At 69.2% G+C, this 16,634-nt stretch carries 15 protein-coding genes, 1 tRNA gene and 3 pseudogenes; 10 read left to right on the forward strand and 9 right to left on the reverse strand.

From position 1 onward, the window contains the following. From GEV07_16655 to GEV07_16665, 3 genes and pseudogenes are all read right to left on the reverse strand, one after another. Window positions 1-137: pseudogene (locus tag GEV07_16655) on the reverse strand (IS481 family transposase). A 642-nt stretch (window positions 138-779) separates the two neighbouring features. Continuing rightward, window positions 780-1,256, reverse strand: coding sequence for an NUDIX domain-containing protein (locus tag GEV07_16660; GenBank protein MQA04280.1), 477 nt, complete (start codon window positions 1,254-1,256; stop codon window positions 780-782). A gap of 3 nt (window positions 1,257-1,259) precedes the next feature. Next, window positions 1,260-2,003, reverse strand: a complete 744-nt coding sequence (locus GEV07_16665) for an XRE family transcriptional regulator (protein ID MQA04281.1) — start codon at window positions 2,001-2,003, stop codon at window positions 1,260-1,262. 376 nt (window positions 2,004-2,379) lie between these two features. Here GEV07_16665 and GEV07_16670 point away from each other — a divergent pair, with 376 nt between their 5' ends. The 5 genes from GEV07_16670 (at window position 2,380) to GEV07_16690 (ending at window position 6,870) form a co-directional block, all read left to right on the forward strand. Beyond that, a complete protein-coding gene (locus tag GEV07_16670; protein ID MQA04282.1) occupies window positions 2,380-2,574 on the forward strand; it encodes a hypothetical protein in 195 nt (64 codons plus the stop codon). Further along, window positions 2,571-2,816, forward strand: coding sequence for a hypothetical protein (locus tag GEV07_16675; protein MQA04283.1), 246 nt, complete (start codon window positions 2,571-2,573; stop codon window positions 2,814-2,816). Before GEV07_16670 ends, GEV07_16675 begins: the two co-directional genes overlap by 4 nt. 1,130 nt (window positions 2,817-3,946) lie before the next feature. Then, the gene (locus GEV07_16680; GenBank protein ID MQA04284.1) at window positions 3,947-4,291 is read left to right on the forward strand and encodes a hypothetical protein; all 345 of its coding nucleotides are present in this window, start codon (window positions 3,947-3,949) and stop codon (window positions 4,289-4,291) included. Window positions 4,292-4,376: 85 nt separating this feature from the next. Beyond that, the gene (locus tag GEV07_16685) at window positions 4,377-6,374 is read left to right on the forward strand and encodes a hypothetical protein (GenBank protein ID MQA04285.1); all 1,998 of its coding nucleotides are present in this window, start codon (window positions 4,377-4,379) and stop codon (window positions 6,372-6,374) included. Window positions 6,375-6,606: 232 nt separating this feature from the next. Then, window positions 6,607-6,870, forward strand: coding sequence for an integrase (locus tag GEV07_16690; GenBank protein MQA04286.1), 264 nt, complete (start codon window positions 6,607-6,609; stop codon window positions 6,868-6,870). Window positions 6,871-6,878: 8 nt separating this feature from the next. Here GEV07_16690 and GEV07_16695 read toward each other — a convergent pair whose 3' ends face one another. Further along, a complete protein-coding gene (locus tag GEV07_16695) occupies window positions 6,879-7,208 on the reverse strand; it encodes a transcriptional regulator (protein ID MQA04287.1) in 330 nt (109 codons plus the stop codon). Between the two features lie 89 nt (window positions 7,209-7,297). On the opposite strand from GEV07_16695, the pseudogene GEV07_16700 reads away from it, so the two are divergent. Then, window positions 7,298-8,481: pseudogene (locus GEV07_16700) on the forward strand (tyrosine-type recombinase/integrase). 114 nt (window positions 8,482-8,595) lie between these two features. Here the strand turns inward: GEV07_16700 and GEV07_16705 are convergent. After that, window positions 8,596-8,671, reverse strand: a tRNA-Ala gene (locus tag GEV07_16705). A 91-nt stretch (window positions 8,672-8,762) separates the two neighbouring features. Between GEV07_16705 and GEV07_16710 the strand changes: the two are divergent. Then, window positions 8,763-9,934, forward strand: a pseudogene (locus GEV07_16710) (class I SAM-dependent methyltransferase). A 56-nt stretch (window positions 9,935-9,990) separates the two neighbouring features. Further along, entirely contained in the window at window positions 9,991-11,127 is a 1,137-nt protein-coding gene (locus tag GEV07_16715; GenBank protein ID MQA04288.1) for a cytochrome P450, read from the forward strand. A gap of 3 nt (window positions 11,128-11,130) precedes the next feature. On the opposite strand, the gene GEV07_16720 is transcribed toward GEV07_16715, so the two are convergent. From GEV07_16720 to GEV07_16730, 3 genes are read right to left on the reverse strand one after another with little or no spacing between them, the layout of a single operon-like run. Next, complete coding sequence (locus GEV07_16720) at window positions 11,131-11,751, reverse strand: histidine phosphatase family protein (GenBank protein ID MQA04289.1); 621 nt, start codon at window positions 11,749-11,751, stop codon at window positions 11,131-11,133. Between the two features lies 1 nt (window position 11,752). Continuing rightward, complete coding sequence (gene rsfS / locus GEV07_16725; protein ID MQA04290.1) at window positions 11,753-12,148, reverse strand: ribosome silencing factor; 396 nt, start codon at window positions 12,146-12,148, stop codon at window positions 11,753-11,755. Window positions 12,149-12,173: 25 nt separating this feature from the next. After that, window positions 12,174-12,800, reverse strand: a complete 627-nt coding sequence (locus tag GEV07_16730; GenBank protein ID MQA04291.1) for a nicotinate-nucleotide adenylyltransferase — start codon at window positions 12,798-12,800, stop codon at window positions 12,174-12,176. A 315-nt stretch (window positions 12,801-13,115) separates the two neighbouring features. On the opposite strand from GEV07_16730, the gene GEV07_16735 reads away from it, so the two are divergent. Next, window positions 13,116-13,697 (forward strand): septal ring lytic transglycosylase RlpA family protein, encoded by a 582-nt coding sequence (locus GEV07_16735; protein ID MQA04292.1) that lies wholly within the window; start codon window positions 13,116-13,118, stop codon window positions 13,695-13,697. A 21-nt stretch (window positions 13,698-13,718) separates the two neighbouring features. After that, window positions 13,719-14,810 (forward strand): adenosine deaminase, encoded by a 1,092-nt coding sequence (locus GEV07_16740; GenBank protein MQA04293.1) that lies wholly within the window; start codon window positions 13,719-13,721, stop codon window positions 14,808-14,810. On the opposite strand, the gene GEV07_16745 is transcribed toward GEV07_16740, so the two are convergent. Continuing rightward, window positions 14,773-16,578 carry a TIGR03767 family metallophosphoesterase gene (locus GEV07_16745; protein MQA04294.1) on the reverse strand — a complete coding sequence of 602 codons (1,806 nt, stop codon included), beginning with the start codon at window positions 16,576-16,578 and terminating at the stop codon, window positions 14,773-14,775. The two genes, GEV07_16740 and GEV07_16745, sit on opposite strands and share 38 nt — an antisense overlap. Window positions 16,579-16,634: the final 56 nt, after the last annotated feature.

Below are 16,634 nucleotides of genomic sequence, written 5' to 3' on the forward strand. Positions count from 1 at the left end.
TAGGCGATCCGCTGCGCACCCCAGCGTGGATGCTGACGCCGCAGCTCGCAGATCGTCGCCTCGATCCCAGCCTCCAGACGCGTCGGCGAGTTCCGTGGCCGCCGGGAACGATCAGCCAACCCCTCCAGCCCGGACTCTCGAAGTTGCGTCCAGCAGAGGTGAGACGGGTGATCTACACGACGAATCTGATCGAGTCGTTGAACTCCCGGCTACGCAAGGTAATCCGCACCCGGGGTCAGTTCCTATCCGAGCAGGCCGCGCTGAAGGTCCTCTATCTCGCGGTCCGCAACCTCGAGGACTACCGCCGGCCGAACGTCGGAATCCGCAGCTCGGGTTGGAAGAAAGCGTTGCAAGCCTTCACCATGTACTTCGAGGGGCCGGATCCCGACCCCATGAAACGGACGATCGGGTGGATCGAGCGCTCATCTCAAGTCGAAATGCCCCTCGACAACCAGACGTCCCGCGAGAACGCCCAGGTCAGACGCGGGACCGTCTGTGTGGGCTCCTGCCAAGGGCACGAACCTGCGCGGCACGTGACATGAGCGCCGGGCCTAAGGCATCTGGTGCACCCGTCGGGTGCACGCCACCCGGCACAACAGCATCAAACCGCCCTCAAGCCGAGCGTCCGTCGGGACGCCGACCTGCGGATCAGGCGAACCTGCAGGTCACAGCACGACCACCAAGCTGGTTCGATTCCCGTCACCCGTTCTACGGCATACGACTACGACGGGATCTGAGAACATGCAGAAAAGTCATCTACTGCATGCCCTACCGATCGCCTACATGATGTGTGGGTCCTGTGATGGTTTCAAGAAGTCATCCACTCGGCGGCGCATTGATCGGTCCATCTGGACGGCGTCGAGAGCATCACGTTCGAACCACCGGACGTCGGCGCTCTCGTCACTGGGGGTTGGTTCGCCGGCTACTGCGCGGGCGGTCAGGACGATGGAGAACTCTTGGCGGACCTCGCCCTCGCTCGTATAGAGGATGACGTGCTTGGGATCGGTGTAGATTCCGACGAACCCGGTTATCTCGCAGTCGATACCGCTCTCTTCCTTGGTCTCCCGGACAGCGGCTTGCGTGAGTGACTCGCCGAGATCGATCGCACCGCCGGGCAGAGCCCAGTTGTCGTTGTCAGAGCGGCGGATCAGGAGAACGCGATCTTGGTCGTCGGTAACGACGACATTCACGGACGGGACGATGCTGTTCGCTGGTGGGGCTTCCGGGTCGTCGTAGTAGTCGATGCGGCGTCCCACGGTTCACTCCTCGGGTAGAGGTGTTGCGGTGTCCCAGACGCGTTCGAAGCTGTTGAGGTACGCGCTCGCGACCTCGCCGCCGGCTATCCTCCGCAGGTGCCAGACCGGGGCTTGCGCCGCCGGTACACCGTAGATGTGCGTGTTGACGAGGAGTTGGTCATCGGCGCGATAAATCGAGTTGTACAGAGTCGTCTGGTGGACGCGTAGCTCAACGCCGGTCACCATGCTGAGGGGACGGCAGAGGACCAGCGTGTTTCTGATCTTCGCCGCCATGATCCCCTCGACACCCTCCTCGGCGCCACGGTCGGCGACATGCGGACTGTCCGGATCACCAACGAGCAGCCGGACGCGGACGCCAGCCTTGGCCTTCTCTTCGAACAGGCGCTGTACGCCGGCATCTTCGGCCAGGAACAGTCCGGCGTACACGAGGACGCCGATCTCCTCCTCGGCTTCGGCGAAAAGTCGGTGCCACACGTCCCAGCGAATCTCGGACCGGTGGGGATACACCGTGACGATCTCGCTGTCAGATGCCGCGGCGACCTGATCCCGTGAGAGGGCATCGGGCCAGAGATAGCCCTCGTCGACCCCGAGCCGCGTTGCCACGGCGTACCGATGCCGGCGGTACGGGGTACGCCCGTGGAGCACCCAACGCTCGACGGTCTTCGGGTCGACGCCTAGCTCGTTGGCGAGCGATTCAGGAGTCAGGTTGCGCTCAAGTAGTACGGCCCGCAACCGTTCGTTCGCCATGGCCCCCACCGGTAGGACGTCCTGGGACGAGTTCACCTTAGTAAAGACGTCCTTGGGAAGTCCAGCAGCGCTGTGATCGCGTCCTCGCCTTTCGGCGGAAGCTCGTCGGCATGCGAAACCACACAGCACGCACCACGGATACGGCGCCCGCACTCGCCGGCGCCAGCACGAGAGACCGCTGGCACTGCTTCTGCGGTGCGCAGGCAGACAAGCCGCACGGGCTGTGCCAGAAGTGCCGGGCACGTGCTCGCTGGCGGCGCCACAAGTCAGCCGAGCGGACCGAGGGACGACTTGTCCCCCATGCGCACGCACGTGACGGGACACGCCGTCGCTCTCGAACCCGCACTGACCAGACGAACCGGAGGAGGTGGACCGCATGACCGTGTCGCTGTCATTGGTCGTGATCCTGCTGGCCGCCACGTACGTCTTGCACAGGTTCTTCGGACTCAAGATCTGGCACGCGGTGGTCTGCACCGTGCTCGGTCTCTACCTCGGCATGTCGAAAGCCGGACCTATGGTCCGCGAACTGGTCGCAACCGTCATCGGCTTCTTGGTCGCCCTTATCCCATGACCAACGCGACCCGGAAGGAGGTGGTCCCGGTGCCCAAGCCACATGATCCCGCGCTCCTCGTGCTCGTGCGGTCCTTGTGCCACGAGGTCGACCGGCTTCGGGCACGACTCAAGGTCAACCGAACCGAGTACGCCAACCTCCTTGCAGCCGCGCGTGCCAGCCTCGGTGCCCAGGAGGACAACGAACCCGATCCGCTGTTCTACCTGCGCGACGAGCTTGCAAACCTCCGGGACATGCCGTGAGCGAGCAGACGCCCGCGACGGCAGCCGCCGGTCAAACCGCGCCCAACGAAAGCGAAGCCAGGCAGGAGGAACACACGGCACCCGCTCGACCCGCCGTCGGGACAACGATCCTCGCTGGTGGCCTGGTCGGGACGGCCTTGCTCGGTGTCTGGTTGGCTCACCAAGGATGGCTTGTCCGCGTTGCCATCGCACTCGGAGTTGTCGCGACTGTCGTTGGCGTCGGCGTTCTCGTCGGGCGACTTGGACGGGGACTGAGGAAGTGGTCGCTGCCAGGGCCCACGCGACGCGGTTTGGCGGGCCCCCGCCGTCGGCACGGTGGCATGTCGGCTCACCACACCGGTGTCAGCCGGGCGAACGGTGCCCGGAGCGGTCGACCGGTGGCGGGACGGCTCGGGCAGCTCCGGTCTGGTGTAACCCGCAGGCTCGCTCCGGTCTCTCGCACCCGTCGAGTGGCTACTGGAAGGGAACCCAGGCGCCAGGCCCGGCGTGGAGGTCGGTTGTCCGGTCGTGGCCGCAATGAGCGGCATCCGGGTCGCCACGACGGCCGCCGCCCAACGTCTCGGTGCCGAGCAGATCGACGTTCTCCGAACAACCGACGTCGTGGTGTTCACTCACTTGGCCCGCGCCAAGCCGCCGGCACTGGACCAGCCGGTGCCCGGACGCTAGGTCAGCGCGCGAGCCGGCGGAGGACCGGCGGTCATCCCCTGATCGGCACCCACAAGGCGGCCGGTCGACCGGCGTGGTCCTCAGCCCGACGGTCTCCAGGGTCATCGCGGGCCGGGGGAGGTCGCGTTCCGGTGCATCCGCGGTTGCGGCGGTCGGCGAGAGCCCGAGGAGGAAGTCGACGGTCTCGCAGGCTCCGAGCTGGCGGCGCACTGAGCGGCCAACCGAAACTGCGCAGCCGCGTCGGGCGGCGAGTGATTGGTGCCGCTCGGAGGAAGCTCGCGAGGGTCCGTCAGTTCGTCAGGAAGGTTCTTCGCCGGCCGCCGGCCGAGAACACGAGCGGGCGCACCGAGCGCCAACAGCAAGACGTCGAGGGCAGCAAGCCCGAGGACCAGAAACCCGAGATGCGGCCGGGCACCGAGAAGCGGCGCCCGAGCGATCCGCCCGAGAGCAAAGGAGGTCGTGACATGTCCACAGCACCCATCGAGCAGGCAGCAGAGGCCATCGGCGCCATCGGCGCGTGGGAGCCGGAGTCGATCACGGAGGTCGACCAGTTCCTCGACGACCTGGGCAGCCTCTACGAAGCACTGGCCACGACGCAGGCCAACCTCGCGGAACGGTTCGCCTCGGATCTCCCGATCGGTAGGCCGATCGTCGACCATCTCAGCGAGCTCGCCAGCGGCACCGCCGCACTGACCGACCACGCCAGCCAGGGCCGCGCCATCTTCCGGCGGCACCACGAGGCGGAGTTCGAGCGGCTGGAGAACCCGCGTCCCCAGGAGGAGATGTGGGACGTCACCGCCAACCAGTAGACGTTCGCCCACGACCGAAGGGAGGTATGCAATGGCGCGCGAGAGCGGTGGGCAGGGCGTAGGTGCTCCGTGGCGGTGGTCGGTGGTGAGCACTCCGGTCATCGCTGCGGGCGCCCTCTACGCGGTTGGTGCGTTGCTTGACGAGCTCGGCGTGCACGCCGTCTACGTCGGATTGGTCGTCACCTTCGCAGTGGTCGGGGCCGCCGTCGCCTGCCGCAAGGCTCAGCCGGGACGTTTCGCCACCATGTACGCAGTCACTGTCTCCGTCCTCTCTGGTGCGTGGCTGACCTGGGTGACCGCGACGACCGCATGGTCCGCACGGGCGCTCACGGTGTTGTTCTGCGGGCTCGGCTTCTTCGGGCCACTGTGGTTCCTAGCCCGGCATACGCACCATCGCAAGCGGTTGAAGGAGGAAGAAGAGGAACATCGACGGATCGCCGCAGCGGAAGCGCGGCGCTGGCCAGAGCTGCTCGCCGGGCTCGGTCTGGTCGGCGTGACCCAACTCGAACGGGTCAACCACAGCGACGGGTGCTACACACTGCGCCTCCAGCTACCTGCCGACGGCAAGGTCAAGTACGGCAGCATCAACAACAAGACCGAGGAGATCGAGATCGCCGCCGGGCTGCGCTACGGCGCGATCCACGTTGAACGGGGCAAGTCCGCCGCCGAGGTGCTGCTGCACGTCAACGAGGTCGACATCCTCGCCAAGACCGTACCCATCCCCCGCGACCACACGCCGCTGAGCATCAACAACCCGCTCCCGCTCGGGCTGTACGAGGACAGCACGGTCGTCGACGTCAGGATGCAAGGTCGGGCCAGCAAGACCGTCGGCCTGCGCGGCAAGGGCAAGTCGAACCTGATCAACGTCAAACTCGCCGCTCTCACCCGCTGCGTCGACGTCGTGGTGTGGATGATCGACAACAAAGGCGGCCGCACCGCACGGCCTTGGCTGCTGCCGTGGCTAGAAGATCGCACCCACCGTCCGGTCATCGACTGGGTGGCGACCACCGATGCCGAGGTCGGCCGCATGCTGCGCGCTGCAAAGGCAGTCATCGACTACCGCGCCAACAGCGGCGAGGGCGGCGACAAGATCGTGCCGACCGCACGACTACCCGAGGTCATGATCGTCTGCGAAGAGGTCGCACTGATCTTCGGACAGCACGACATGGCCAACCTGCCCAACGCACGGCTCGGACTACAGATCGTCCAGCTCGGTCGGTCCGAGGCGGTGGACGTCGACCTGGTGGCGCAGCGCGGCACGGTCACGATGCTCGGCTCGGGCGACCTCAAGTCGCAGCTGGAGAACACATTCGGGCTCGGTGTCGCCGACCCGAACGACGCGCGCTACATCTTCGGCAACACCAAGGTCGCCGCCGACCTGGCGAAGTTGGAACACCCCGGCAGCATGCTCGTCCAGGCAGGCAGAGACACCCGCATCGTGCCGGCCAAGGCGTGGTGGGTCGAGCACAGCGAGATCGGCTCGCCCGGTGGGATAGCCGAAGGCAACACCTACGTCGGCCCAGATCTCGACGCCGGCTCGGCCGCCGCCGCGAACGCCGCTGGCGACTACTACGACCGGTGGAGCTACGAGCGCGCCGGACACCTGATCCCCAATGCCAGACCGAACGTGGCTGTTCCGACGCCGACTGCGAGGCACGCCGATATGCCGAAGTCGTCCAGTACGGCCGAGCGGTTGGGGCTTGCCCCATCGAAGCTGGTCCAGTCGCCGTTCGACAAGCCGAGCGAAGATAGCCACTCGTCGTTCATGGTCATCGAGGGCGGTAAGCAGAGCGGACATGCGGCACCCAGCGGGATGAACGATGTCCCGTCGCTCCTCGCCACCGTCTACAACGCGTTCGTTTCGGCCAGAGCTGACCGGTTGCATACGACCCGGCTGCTCGAGGAACCGGACCTGACCGGTTTCACGGCGAAGCGGCTCGGGATGCTCCTCGCCCGGTACGGCGTCGAGCCGTGCGAGCACCCGTTCGTCGCCGGGAGCGAGCGCGGGCGCGGATACGCCTACACCGATGTTGCCGCCGCCGTGCAGCGATACACCGGCGGGGGAGGTGAATCCGGTGACTGACTCACCCGTGCGCTGCACAGACCGACCTGTGCGACGCACAGGTCGACGCGGCCGGGCAATCAGCGCACTGACCAGCACGAACGCGATCCGTGCGCACGGATCCAAGGTGCCCAGATCCCGCCGGGAACACCTGCTTCAGAGGTTCAAGAGTGCCGTCGATCTGTGCGCACGGATCAACGCAGACAGGTTCGAAAGGTGGTCCTTCGGGAGCGAGAGGACGGTGATCACGACCATGACGAGTGATGCCATCGGTCACCACGAAGATCAGGGACTCACGCGCGCTGAGTTGCTCGCGCTGCCAGTGACGGTCGACATCGGAACAGCCGCGCGAGCGCTCGGCCTCGGGCGCTCCACGGGCTACGAGCTTGCCCGGTGCGGCGAGTTCCCCTGCCGGGTACTACGTATCCGCAGCTCGTACCGGGTACCTACAGCTGATCTGCTTCGGGTACTCGGCGTGGACCCTGGTGACGCGCCGGACGCACGGGAGATCGCGTGACCAGCTCGTCAGGATCGGCGTCTCGGTGCGGTGAAGTTGGCTTGTCGCGCCCACTCAGCAAGTGCCGTGAGTTGGTTCAGCAGGCTCCGACCGTCAGGGCTGAGCCGGTAGCCGGATCGCGCCTCGTGCTCGACCAAAGAGGCGGCGCGCAGCTCCCGCAACCGGGTCGTCAGAACGCTGGTGGACAAGCCAGGTATCCGGTTGGCAATAGCGCGGTAGGTCAGCGGATCGTCACGCAGCTCCCAGAGCACCCGAAGAGCCCACCGTTGGCCGAGCACGTCGAACAGGGCAAGCGCGGGATCGCCAGGCTCGCCCTGCTGGCGTCTGGCCCGCGGCATCCCTTACCTCCCTTGACGCTCCCATCTGATCGTCGCAGACTAGTTGTGCATCGAAAATCGATGCACACCGCTTAGAGAGGAGAACGCCTATGCACGAACCGATACGCAAGATCAAGCTGAACAACGGCAAGGTCCGATACCGACTCGTTGTGGACATCGGAGTCGACGAGAACGGCAACCGCCAGCAGCTGACCCGTACCTTCGACAAGCAGAAGGAGGCCCGAGACGAGCTGTCGCGTATCCGCCACGAACTCGGGAAGGGTACGTTCGTCAAGGCGTCCGAGCAGACCGTGAACGAGTACCTGGACGAGTACCTCAAGGGAGCTACTCGTGGACGCCGCGAGTCCACCAAGGTCTCCTACCGCGACTCGTTCCGGTGCCCGCGGGAGCTGTTCGGTGACCGGCCGTTGCAGTCGATCACCAAGGCCGACATCGAGAAGCTCGTCGACTACATGTTCACCAAGGGCCGCAAACGCGGCGGCAAGGCCGGCACCGGGCTCGGCCCGCGCAGCGTACGGCTGACGCTCAGTCAGCTATCCGCCGCGTTCGAACAGGCCGTACTCGAAGGCAAGCTGGTGCGCAACCCGGCCAAGCTCGTCGACCCACCCGAGTACACGCCCAACGAGCGGGCTACCTGGAGAAGGAGGAGGTCCGCAGGTTCCTCACCTGGGCAGCGATGGACCGGCTGCACGCTGGCTGGCGGCTGAGCCTGTACGGGTTGCGCCGCGGCGAGGTACTCGGGCTGCGCTGGTCAGATATCGACCTGGAGAACGGGAAACTCACCGTGAACCAGGCGCGGATACTCGTCGAGTACCGGGTACGGGTCGAGGAACCCAAGAGCAGACACGGCAAGCGCACACTGCCGCTCGATGACGAGCTCGTCCAGGCGCTCACCAAGCTGCGCAAGCAACAGGCACTCGACCGGCTCCAAGCGGGTACGGCGTACCAACAAGGGCTCGACACGCTGGACTGGTACACCCCAGGCGACGCCTACGTGGTCACCGACGAGCTGGGCATTCCGGTGCACCCCGAGTGGTACACAGACGAGTTCACGCGGCTGCTCCGGCAGGCACAGCTGACCAGGATCAGGCTGCACGACTCCCGCCACACCACGCTCAGCCTGATGGAGAAGGCCGGCGTGCCGATCTCCGTGATCAGCAGGTGGGCCGGGCACCACGACTCGGCGTTTACCATGAGGATGTACGTCCACGCCAACGACGAGGACCTGGAGCTGGGAGCCGAGCAACTCGCCCAGCTCTACAAGCTCGATTAGAACTGTGAGAAATTGTGAGAGACCCGCGCGCCAGCGGCTCACTTGCTAGCTATTCGCGAACAACTGCAAACTACCCTGACCTGCGGAGATAGTGACCTTCCGGCAGGCCCTCGCTGGTGGAGCTAAGGGGATTCGAACCCCTGACCTTCTGCATGCCATGCAGACGCGCTACCAACTGCGCCATAGCCCCAGGATGCGAGTGGCAGTCTAGCCGACGGTCGGCGGGAGCTGCGCGGGCCCCGGTGTTGTGGCGGTCGTGCCGGTTGGCAAACTCTTCCGCGATGCCAGCGCTATCGCATCCGTCGCTTGCGGGCTTCGAGACGTTGCTGTCGACGCGGGGGCGTGAGGTGTTGGCGCTGCTGGCGGACGAGCGGGTGGACGCGGCGAACGCGTTGCGCGTGGGTGAGCGGCTGCGGGCCAGGTATCCGACGGATGTGGTGGTGGCCGCGTTCGCGCAGCACGAGCTGCGGCAGCGCGCGAAGTTCGGTCGGGCGGCGGAGATGTTCTTCACCCAGGCCGGGCTGGAGCAGGCGAGCACGGAGCAGGTGGCGCGGTACCGCGCACGGCGGTACCGCGGGCTCGACCGGGTCGCCACCTCTGTACGGGGATCGACGGCGACCTGCTGCCGCTGGCCGGGACGCACCCCACCCTGGCCGTCGACCACGACCCGCTGCACCTGCGGATGGCGGAGGTCAACGCGCAGGTGTACGGCGTCGCCGACCGGGTCACGCCGGCGCTCGGGGACGTCAGGGACGCCGACCTCGACGGGGTGGACGGGGTGTTCGTGGACCCGGCGCGCCGCGGCGACGGCCGGCGGCTTGCGGTCGGCGAGAGCGAGCCGCCGCTGGCGTGGTGCACCGAACTGGCCGACCGGGTCGCCGCGGTCGGCGTCAAGGCCGCGCCCGCGCTCCCCCGCAGCGAGGTGCCGGACGGCTGGGAGCTCGAGCTGATCGCCGTCGGCAGGGAGCTGAAAGAGGCCACCCTGTGGTCCCCCGCGCTGCGCGGCGCCACCCGGCGGGCGACGATCCTGCCGGAGGAGCACACGCTGGAGCCGACGCCTTGCGCCGCCGTACCGAGCCGCGCGCCCGGCGACTACCTGCTCGACCCGAACCCGGCGGTGACGCGGGCGGGGCTGGTCGCCGACCTCGCCCGCCGGCTGGACGCCTGGCAGCTCGACCCGCAGATCGCGTTCCTCTCCGCCGACCGGCCGCTGCGCTCGCCGTTCGGCCGCACGCTGCGGGTGGTCGAGTCGCTGCCGTGGCAGCTGAAGCGGCTGCGCAGCGGCCTGCGCGCACTGGACGTCGGCGCCGTCGACGTCAGGCGGCGCGGCCTGGCCGGCGACGTCGACCAGCTGCGCAGGCAGCTGAAGCTCACCGGCACCAGGCAGGCGACCGTCGCCATGACCCGGGTGGACGGCCGGCCGTGGGCGCTGGTCTGCGTCGACCCCGAGTGACACCGCACGCAGGTACCTTGGGTGGCGTGCCGTTTCCGTTGGGCGCAGCGGTGTCGCTGGCCACTCTCGAACATGACCCGTATCCCGCACTCGACGAGCTGCGCGCGGCGGAGCCCGTGTCGTGGCTGCCCGCGCTCGGCGGCTGGCTGGTGACCAGGCACGACCTGGCACTGCAGGTGATGCGGGACGCCCGCACGTTCACCGTCGACGACCCGCGGTTCTCCACCGCGCAGGTGGTCGGCCCGAGCATGCTCTCGCTGGACGGCAGGGAGCACACCAGGCACCGCAAGCCGTTCGCCCAAGCCTTCAAGCCCGCCGAGGTACGTACGAGGTTCACCGAGTTCATCGAGGACGAGACGCGGCGGCTGGTGGCCGAGCTGACCCCGGCCGGCGGCGCCGAGCTGCGCCGCGGCCTCGCCGGGCCGCTGTCGGTGGCCGTGGTCGCCGAGGCGCTCGGCCTCGACGACGTGGCCGCGAAGACCGTGCTGTCGTGGTACGACGCGATCGTCGCGGCGGTCTCCGAGATCACCGCGGGGCGCACGCCGGACGCCGGTGGCGCGGCGGCGGTGGAGAGCCTGCGCGCGAGCGTCGAGGCCACCGTCGCCGGGCGCCGGGAGTCTTCGCTGCTCGTCGCGGCCGCCAGCGAGGACGCCGGGCTGCGCGTGCCCGAGGTCGTGTCGAACGCGGCCGTGCTGATGTTCGGCGGCATCGAGACCACCGAGGGGATGATCGCCAACGCGGCGCGGCACCTGCTCTCGCACCCCCACCAGGTCGCCGCCGTACGCGGCGACCCTGCGCTGCTTGCGCCGGCCGTGGAGGAGTCGCTGCGCCTCGACCCGGCCGCCGCGATGGTCGACAGGTACGCCACCAGGGACGTGGAGCTGGGTGGCGCGTCGATCGGCGCCGGCGACCTGGTGACCGTCTCGATCACCGGCGCCAACCGCGACCCCGCGGTCTTCGCTGACCCGGACGCGTTCGTCGTCGGCCGGGAGAACCTGCGGCAGCACCTGGCGTTCGCGCACGGCCCGCACTTCTGCCTCGGCATGGACCTGGCCAGGCTGGAGACGCAGATCGCGCTGCGTACCCTGCTCGACCGGTTCCCGCACCTGCGGCTGGCACCGGACTCCCCCGCCGCGTCGTACGGGCTGGTGTTCCGCAAGCCGGTCGCCGTGCACGTCCGCTGGGACGGCTAGACCCTACCGGTCGTCGGACAGCGCCGGCTCGGGGAGGGTGCCGGCGTTGTGCTCGAGCAGCCGCCAGCCGGCGGCCGACTCGCCGAGCACCGACCAGGCGCAGTTCGACAGCGGGCCGAAGCACCGCCACAACGGTTGCTGCAGCCCGAGCACCCGGCCGATCCCCGCGCGGATGGCGCCACCGTGGCTCACCACGACCGCGAGCTCACCGGCCGGCAGGTCGGCCACCACGTCGCCGATGGCCGCGGCGACCCGCTCACCGACCTCGGCCTCGTGCTCACCGTCGGCCGGCTGCCACTGCTCCCAGGCCGCCGGGTACGCGTCCCTGATCTCCGCCTGGGTGAGGCCCTCCCACGAGCCGCCGAACCGCTCCCGCAGCCGCGGGTCGTACGCACAGGACCGGCCGGTCGCCTCCACGAGCGCGTCCGCGGTGGCCGTGGCACGCACCAGGTCGGACGCGACGATCACCGCGGGCTGCAGCGTCGCGAGCCGCGCGGCGGCCGCCTTCGCCTCGGCCATGCCGGTCTCGGTCAACGGGATGTCGGTGCCGCCCTGGAAGCGCTTCTCCAGGTTCCACTGCGTCTGGCCGTGCCGCCACAGCACGACCCGGCGGGCCCCGGACACCTCAGCGTCCGCCGGCGGCGTGCCGGTGCCGGCCCTGCGCCTCCTCGGGCAACGGCACGACGGGGCAGTCCGCCCACAGCCGTTCCAGGTCGTAGTAGTCGCGTTCCTCGTCCATCTGGACGTGCACCACCAGGTCACCGAAGTCGAGCAGCACCCAGCGCCGCTCCGGCTCGCCCTCGCGGCGCTGCGGCTTCACGCCGTCCAGGCGCAACCGCTCCTCGACGGCGTCGACGATCGCCCGGACCTGCCGGTCGTTGCTGGCGGAACACAGCAAGAAGATGTCCGCGATATAGAGCTGATCGCTGACGTCGAACGCCACCACCTGCTCGGCGAGCTTGTCGGAAGCCGCGGCGGCCGCGGCGGTGGCCAGTTCGATGGCCTGTGTGGTTGCTGTCAACTCGTCCTGTCTCCATCGATCTGTGTCACGGGTGCACCGCCGTGCCGTCGCGGTACAGCCGGCGCTTGGCGATGTACTGCACCACGCCGTCGGGTACGAGGTACCAGGCCGGCTGCCCACTGCCGACCCGGACACGCACCTCGCTGGACGAGATGGCCAACGCCGGTACCTCTACCAGGGTGACCGATCCCTGCGGCAAGTGGGATGCGTCCAGCCGGTGGCCCGGCCGGGTGCAGCCGACGAAGTGCGCCAGTTCGAACATCTCCTCTACCGAATGCCAGGAGAGTATCTGGCCGAGCGCGTCCGCGCCGGTGATGAAGTACAGGCTGGCATCCGGCGATGCAGCATGGATGTCACGCAGCGTATCAATCGTGTACGTCGGACCGGGCCGGTCGATGTCCACCCGGCTCACCCAGAAACGCGGGTTGGACGCCGTGGCGATCACCGCCATCAGGTACCTGTCCTCGGCCGGCGACACCTTGACGTGGCTCTTCTGCCACGGCTGGCCGGTGGGCACGAACACGACTTCGTCCAGGTCGAACTGGTGCGCGACCTCACTCGCCGCGACCAGGTGGCCGTGGTGGATGGGGTCGAAGGTGCCGCCCATGACGCCCAACCTGCGCGCGCCCGTCTTTGCCGTCGCTGCCTCCATGACCTGTGATTCTCGCCGGTGCCACGGACAGCGACGAATTCGGTCCCCAGACGACCCGATTTGTCCCCGCCGTAATCGGTTCGTTATCTTGACAGTCGTGTGCTGGGCCGGAGGTTCGCCACGGTCGTGGCGGCTGCCGGCGCAGGACATGGTGCTCGCCGCCCCGAGACCTCGCCTCTCACTGCGAGCATCACGCCCCGACCCCGAGGAGAGGCACCAGCAGTGGGACGACACAGCGCGCCCGCGAGACATGCGGCGCCAGCGAAGCAACCTGCCCAGGAGGAACCGCGCCGGCGCACCGCCCCGGCACCGGCGCTGCCGTTCCTCGCCCTCGCCCTGACCGGCCTCGCGACCTTCGGCGCCGCGGCGGTCGGCACCGCCCAGGCGGCGACCGCGGACCACTCGGTCAGCACGCACGCCGCCGCCCCGGCGAAGGTGCTCAGCGACCCCAGCGCGGCACCGGAGATCGAGGCGCGCGCACACGGCCCGTCCACCAGGGACCTGGCCAGGTCGGAGCTCGAACGCCGCAAGGCGGACGCACCGAAGCGGGCCGGCCTCGCGTCGCTGCCTTCGCAGCACGACGACGAGTACGGCAGCCGGCCGGTGGTCGACAGCGGTGAGTGCGAGGCGTCGTACTACAACACCGGCAGTGTGACGGCGAACGGCGAGTCGTTCGACCCGAGCGAGCTGACCGCGGCGCACAAGACGCTGCCGTTCAACACCATGGTGCGGGTGATCAACAAGGCGAACAACGAGTCGGTCGTGGTGCGGATCAACGACCGCGGCCCGTACATCGCCGGCCGCTGCCTGGACCTCACCCCGCCGGGCATGGAGGAGATCGCCGGTCCCGGCGTGGGCACCGCCGACGTGCGCTACGAGGTGCTCGGCAAGGAGTAGGCACCGGCCTAGACTCGGTGGATGACAGCAACACCGACGCCGGCAACGATCGCCAGCGCACCCAAGGCGCTGCTGCACGACCACCTGGACGGCGGCCTGCGGCCGGTGACCATCGTCGAGCTCGCCCGCGACGTCCGGCACCCACTGCCCGCGTACGACGCGAACGCGCTGCGCGACTGGTTCACCGAGGCGGCGAACGCGCGCACGCTGGAACGGTACCTGGAGACGTTCGACCACACGGTCGCCTGCATGCAGACGGCGGAGAGCCTGCAGCGGGTCGCGGCGGAGTGCGCCGAGGACCTCGCCGCCGACGGCGTGGTCTACGCCGAGGTGCGGTTCGCGCCCGAGCAACACCTGCAAACCGGGCTGACCCTGGACGGCGTCGTCGCCGCCGTGCTCAGGGGGTTCGACGAGGGTCGGGCGCGCGCCCGCGCCGCCGGCAGGGAGATCACCATCGGCACGCTGCTGACCGCCATGCGGCACACGGCCCGGTCGCTGGAGATCGCCGAGCTCGCCGTGCGGTGGCGCGAGGAGGGCGTCGTCGGCTTCGACATCGCGGGCGCGGAACGCGGTTACCCGCCGAGCCGGCACCTGGACGCGTTCGACCACGTGCGGGAGGCGAACGGCAACGTCACCATCCACGCCGGCGAGGGCTTCGGCGTGCGGTCGATCTGGGAGGCGCTGCAGATCTGCGGCGCGCACCGGCTCGGCCACGGCGTCCGCATCGTCGACGACATCGCCGAGGAGCCGGACGGCGAGCCGATGCTCGGGCGCCTCGCCTCGTACGTGCGCGACAAGCGGGTGCCGCTCGAGATGTGCCCGGCCTCGAACGTGCAGACGGGCGCGGCCAAGTCGATCGAGGACCACCCGATCGGCCTGCTGCGGCAGCTGCACTTCCGGGTCACGGTGAACACCGACAACCGGCTGATGAGCGGCACCAGCATGACCGACGAGCTGGCCTCGCTCGTACGCGCGTTCGGCTACGACTGGGACGACCTGCGCTGGCTGACGGTGAACGCGCTGAAGAGTGCCTTCATCCCGTTCGACGAACGGCTCGCGCTGATCAACGACGTCGTCAAGCCGGCCTACGCAGAGCTCGGCGCCCGGTCCTGACCCTGGGTACGAGCAGCTCGACGTTGCGGTCCTCGGCGTGGCCGAGCCGGCCGGCGAGACCGGGTTCCGTGGTGCGCTCCTGCCAGTCGTTGCCGGCCAGCTCGCGCGCCAGGGCAGCCAGCCGGCGCGGCGAGTCCAGCCGGCCGCCGTACGAGGCGGGCGCGTCCGCGTCGAGCATGGTGCACACCACGGAGACGGTCCCGTCGCGGTTGTCGAGCAGCTCGACCACCCGGCTCTGCTGCGGCCAGTCGACGTGCGACGCAGTGGTGATCTCCCAGAACCCGCCGGTGAGCGGGCTGTCCGCCGGCCGCGCGTAGCCGGTCACCAGGTTCGCGTGCGTGTGCCCGTTCACCCAGGCGACCACGTTCGGGAACCGCAGCAGCAGGTCGCGTACGGCCGGTCCGAGCACCCGTGGGCGCTCCGCGTCTCGCGGCAGCGGGTTCGTCATGGTCGCGACGCTGTGGTGGCTGAACACCACGAACACCCGGTCGGTCACCTGGTGCGTGACCAGGTTTCCGTCCGCATCCAGGTACCTGCTGTTGCCGGCGGCAAGCACGCGCTCCAGCCAGTCGAACTGGTCGGCGTCCAGCGAGCCGTCCGGGCCGACGTCGTTGGTGGTGTCGAGGCTGACGCAGCGCACCTGCCCGGCGTCGAACGTGTAGTACGCCGTGCCTGCCCTGAGGTTCGTCCGGGTGAAGCCGTGCCCGCCGGGTCGGCCGGTGGTGCGGAAGTGCTCCTCGACGATCTGGCCGCGGGTCAACAACCGGCGCCGCGGGTCCGGCGTGACCGGCCGCGCCGGCCCCTGCGACAGCAGCTTGCCGGCCCGCTCGTCGCCGCGCTCGAGCAGCCGCGCCAGCTCCACCGGGTCGGTGCGCTCGCTCAGGCCGGTCACCTTCGCCGACCCGATCGCCACCGCGCCGAACACGGCGTTCGGCGCGACGTTGCCCTGCACGAGCGCGTCGTGGTTGCCGAACACCGAGTACCAGGGGCACGGTAGGCCGTGCGCGCGGAACGGCCGGCGCGCGGCGTCGAGCAGGCCGGGCGCCACCGGGTAGCCGTACGTGCGCCGCGGCAGGTCGTCGCGGCGCGACGGCGGCGTGCCGTGCGGGTGCCAGTAGCGCTCGTCGTAGCCGACCTCGTCCATCACGCCCTCGTAGCGTGAGGTGTCGCCGGAGTCCGGCCGCACCGGCTCCCCGTCGAACAGGTCGATCAGCCAGCGCAGCTCGTTGTACTGGGCGTTGTCGACGCCGTCGCCGGTGGTGACGGCGAACGCGAGCGGCGCACCGCCGGCCGGGCCGGCCCCCAGGTTGCGCACGGCACGGACCATCGACTCCGCCGCCTGCGCCGCGAGCAGCTCCTGCGGGCGGTACGCGGCCGCGAACGGCACCAGCGCGGCGGTCGCCAGGTCGGTGTCGTTGTAGCGGTCGAGGAACTCCACCCGCGCCGGCGACTGCACGTCCGTCAGGTGGACGTCGGTGAACTGCGCGAACGCGACCAACGTACGCCGGTTCGCGAACCTCGCCTCCACCGCGCGGCCACCCGGGTCGGCGCGCAGCAGGTGCGGCTCACCGAGCGCGGCGACGATCGAGCGGTAGCCACCCGCGCCGGGGCCGCCGAGCCTGAACGTACGGTCCAGCGTGCTGCCAGCTGCCCGCTGCACCGGCGCGGCCCGTACCGTACGGGCCGGGAACGCGGTGATCCCGGCACCCGCGACCGCCGCGGCGAGTGCCGCCCTGCCCAACTCCCGCCGACTGAGCCGCACACCCACCTCCGCCCGCTACGGCCGGGTCAACGATAGAGCGCGGCGCGCGGCGTGGGCCAGGG

Source organism: Streptosporangiales bacterium (assembly GCA_009379825.1).
Classification (GTDB): domain Bacteria; phylum Actinomycetota; class Actinomycetes; order Streptosporangiales; family WHST01; genus WHST01.